The sequence below is a fragment of the Nitrosophilus sp. genome (assembly GCF_982775275.1).
The window spans coordinates 1-3,598 of record NZ_CEXZHP010000159.1 but is presented as its reverse complement, the minus strand read 5'-3'; the positions used below and the strand labels follow the sequence as shown (position 1 = coordinate 3,598).

The following is a 3,598-nucleotide window of genomic DNA, read 5'->3' as shown; positions in this document are numbered from 1 at the left end:
GTAAGGGGGTAAGATTCAAAATGATGAGAGAGGGCTCAATTCCCAATTCCCAATTGAGTATTCTGAAAAATTACTAAATTTCGCTCAAGTCGGATGCAATTTTTGCTAACGCAACATTTGAAAATTTTATTAAAAAGTGCAAACGCAATAGCGCCCCTTCGGGGTTAAGTGCACTTTTTTCGCTTAATAGCGAACATAAAATTTTCAAATTAAAATTGCAAAGCTTTCGCTCAATTTGTAATTTTTCAGAGGGTTCAATTCCTATTTCCCAATTCCAACATCCCTCTAATGCCCATGCTCGCCAAGCTTAGATTTTAAAAGCTTTGATTTTAGTATATACACACCACTGCTCACATACTCTGCGCCTTCCTTTAATCCCTCTATTACGGCCTCTTCTTCTAAAAATCTCAAAACTTTTACGATTTTGGGTTCAAAATTCAATTCTGTGTGTTCATGGTCCTCTTCGTCACTTTTAGAATGCTTTTTATGCTCTTTTGGAACAAAAACTATCCATTCTCCATCCAACATACTTAGAGCACTCTTTTTGACAGTTAAAGCTTTTTTAAAAGGTTTTGTCTCAATTACAATATCTCCAAAGGCATCTATCAAAAGTGGAAAACTCTTTTTTTCTATAAAAAAGAGAAGCTTCGCCTGAGCCGTCTCTTCATCAACCTTTGGCATAATCTCTAAAAATTTAACCTCAAAATCGTGGTTTGCTAAATAAAATTTGGCTTTTATCTTCTTTGATAGGCGTAAAGCCTCTTGCACGCTTAAATATGCGATTAGATAAAGATCCTTGTTTGTCACGATTTCCATTAGAGAAGAAAAGGGATCTACGTTTGTATGGAGAGGAACTATAATCTTGCTAACTTTTCCGCTTGAGTGAGAATAGATTATAAGCGAATCGAGAGGTTTTTTTAAATTTTTCGTATCGATATTTAAAGTATTTAGTTTTAATTTTAAAGAGTTAAACTTTGATTTAATTTTTTCAAACTCTATTTTTGATTTTTCCAAATCGTTAAAAGAAATTATACCTTTTTTATTTAATCTTTTATTCGCTTCATAACCGCTTATTTTTGCCTCAAACTCCGGGTTATAAGCTCTTAAATAAATTTTGTTTTTTATCTTTTGTTCCTGAAGAAGCAGTTTATTTAATATTAGGTAATATGAACCATGGAGGGCTTCTTTTTTAAACTCTTTAAAACTTCCCCCAAATAAAAACGAAGCTATTATTAAAAGAAAAACGACTCTCATCGTCTCTCCTTGTAAATCACTTTTCCGTTTAAAGCGTTAATCTTTATGCGACAATTTTTTGTAAAAACCAGATAATATAAAAGCCTGTTTTGATGTTTTAAGAAATAGTTTTTGATTTTTTCGCCGCATTTTTCATTAACAATCTTTTGTAAATCTTTATATTTGATTTTTGCAATTTTTTTTGCTCTTCAAAACTTAGATCATCTTTTGCAAAAATTACTGCTATAACAGCAAAAATCAACATTAACTTTTTCATATTTTCTCCTTCGAAGGTATAGGAATTTATAAAATAAATAGCACTTAAGTTGTAATTGTATTGGTGTACTGGTAATTGGTCATTAAGTCATTGGTATTTTGGTTAAAATAGTTAAAAAAGTTGAGTAGTTAAGTAGTTTTAACCACACAACCACACAACCATCAACTATCAACCATCAACCAAATATGTTCAATTTGTAAATATTTAGAGGGTTCAATTATTAGAAGAGCCCTAAACTATTGGCGGTTTAAAGGAAGGTTCCAACAAAGGTGGATAATATGGGGATATTGCAAAATCTACTATTTGGGAAACAAAGATTTCTTCAATATTTATTTGGGGATTTGCCAAAATAAAACTAATATGAAAAAGGTGATGAATATCACATAAATCACCGCTTCCTACAGGTTGATTTATCTCTTGAACATACTCTTTCATACTCTCATTTTTATGCCCATTTGCATCAATAATATATGGATGAGTAATATTTATAAAAAATCCAAGCAGTAATAAAACAAGCAACCCTCTTTTTAACATCTCTCACACTTTTTTATATCTGGCAAGCTATATTTTCTAAGCTCTTTCAAAAATGCATCAACTATTATTTCGTCAGATTTTATAAAATAGATACTCCATTTACCTCTTTTTTCGCTATCTATTATACCAGCATCTTTTAACTGTTTTAGATATTTTGAAGCAAGAGGCTGTGAAATATTTAATGTATCGCTTACCTCGCAAACACAGACCTCTTTTTCTCTATCAATCAATGCTAAAACTTTAAGCCTATTCTCATCACCTAAAACTTTAGCAATTTTTGCTAATTTTTTCAATTAATCACTCCAAAAGCAAAAGTATATAACAATCTTGTTATATAACGGATTTGTTATATTTTAACCAAAATTTCAAAGGATAGTCAATATGGAGTTTGTAAAAGCACTGATAGAACTTAGCAATGCAATGGCGCCTTATATTCTTTTTGGATTGCTTATTGCCGGAATTTTGCACGAAATAGTTCCAGAAAATTTTATACAAAAACATCTTGGAAAAAGCAGTATTTCATCAGTAGTTAAAGCCACTCTTTTTGGGATTCCTTTGCCAATTTGTTCATGTGGAGTTATACCTCTTGCTGCATCTTTGCAAAAAAGTGGAGCAAACAAAGGGAGCGTTCTTAGCTTTTTGATCTCAACTCCCATTACCGGTCTTGACTCTATTTTAGCAACATATGGAATGTTTGGCTGGATTTTTACCATTTATAGAATAATAACATCTGTGATAATAGCAATAGTAGCCGGTATTTTAGTAAATCTTTTTGATAAACCAAAATCTATGGCAAGATTTTCGATTGAGCCACCGACTTCTTTTACCATTAAGAAAGAAGATTGCACGGGTGGCAGTTGCAGATGTGAAGAGAAGGTAAAAAAGAGATTTTCAGTAAAATCAGCACTAAAATATGGTTTTGTTACTCTTTTAGGAGACATTGCAAAGCCTCTTTTTTGGGGAGTAATAATCGGTGCGGCAATAACTACTATAGTTCCAAAAGATTTAAGTGAAATAATAAAAGAGTACTATTTTATTTCATATTTAATTGCCTTAATAATTGCGGTGCCAATGTATGTTTGTGCTACCGCTTCTCTTCCAATTGCGGCAGCTTTGATGCTAAGTGGAGTAAGCGCGGGAGCCGCTTTTGTATTTTTAAGTGCTGGTCCTGCAACCAACACTGTTACAATAGGCGTCGTTAAGAAACAACTTGGCAACAAGGCTGTTTTAATCTATCTTGGAACTATTATTATTGGTAGTATTCTTTTTGGATTAGGACTTGATCTACTTTTTAGCGGAGTTGATATAAAGTCGATAGTTCATTTAGAAGAGGAAGCTTCTATTTTAGCAATCATTAGCTCGATTATACTTTGGAGTTTTGTTCTATACTTTTTAACCAAAGAAAACTTGGGTACTTCTAATAATTATTTATAGCTCATAAAAGGCGTCCGAGCCAAAGCACGACTTCTGTTTTCAGTGATGTTGAGCGCAAGCGAAACGAAAGCCCCGCAGCGAAGCGAGGACGTCCGAGGGCAAAGCCCGACAACCCCGCAG

Annotated in this window: 5 protein-coding genes; 1 reads left to right on the top strand and 4 read right to left on the bottom strand. The window is 32.9% G+C overall.

The window, feature by feature from the left end; translation table 11 throughout:
* Positions 1–285: 285 nt before the first annotated feature.
* From AC30RD_RS07400 to AC30RD_RS07385, 4 genes are all read right to left on the bottom strand, one after another.
* Positions 286–1,254 carry an efflux RND transporter periplasmic adaptor subunit gene (locus tag AC30RD_RS07400; RefSeq protein ID WP_489493792.1) on the bottom strand — a complete coding sequence of 323 codons (969 nt, stop codon included), beginning with the start codon at positions 1,252–1,254 and terminating at the stop codon, positions 286–288.
* A gap of 97 nt (positions 1,255–1,351) precedes the next feature.
* Positions 1,352–1,510, bottom strand: coding sequence for a hypothetical protein (locus AC30RD_RS07395; protein WP_489493791.1), 159 nt, complete (start codon positions 1,508–1,510; stop codon positions 1,352–1,354).
* 231 nt (positions 1,511–1,741) lie between these two features.
* Positions 1,742–2,044: a hypothetical protein gene (locus AC30RD_RS07390; protein ID WP_489493790.1), complete on the bottom strand. Its 303-nt coding sequence runs from the start codon at positions 2,042–2,044 to the stop codon at positions 1,742–1,744.
* Positions 2,038–2,337 (bottom strand): ArsR/SmtB family transcription factor, encoded by a 300-nt coding sequence (locus AC30RD_RS07385; RefSeq protein ID WP_489493788.1) that lies wholly within the window; start codon positions 2,335–2,337, stop codon positions 2,038–2,040. Before AC30RD_RS07385 ends, AC30RD_RS07390 begins: the two co-directional genes overlap by 7 nt.
* Before the next feature lie 88 nt (positions 2,338–2,425).
* Between AC30RD_RS07385 and AC30RD_RS07380 the strand changes: the two genes are divergently transcribed.
* Positions 2,426–3,478, top strand: a complete 1,053-nt coding sequence (locus AC30RD_RS07380; RefSeq protein WP_489493787.1) for an SO_0444 family Cu/Zn efflux transporter — start codon at positions 2,426–2,428, stop codon at positions 3,476–3,478.
* Positions 3,479–3,598 lie beyond the last annotated feature (120 nt).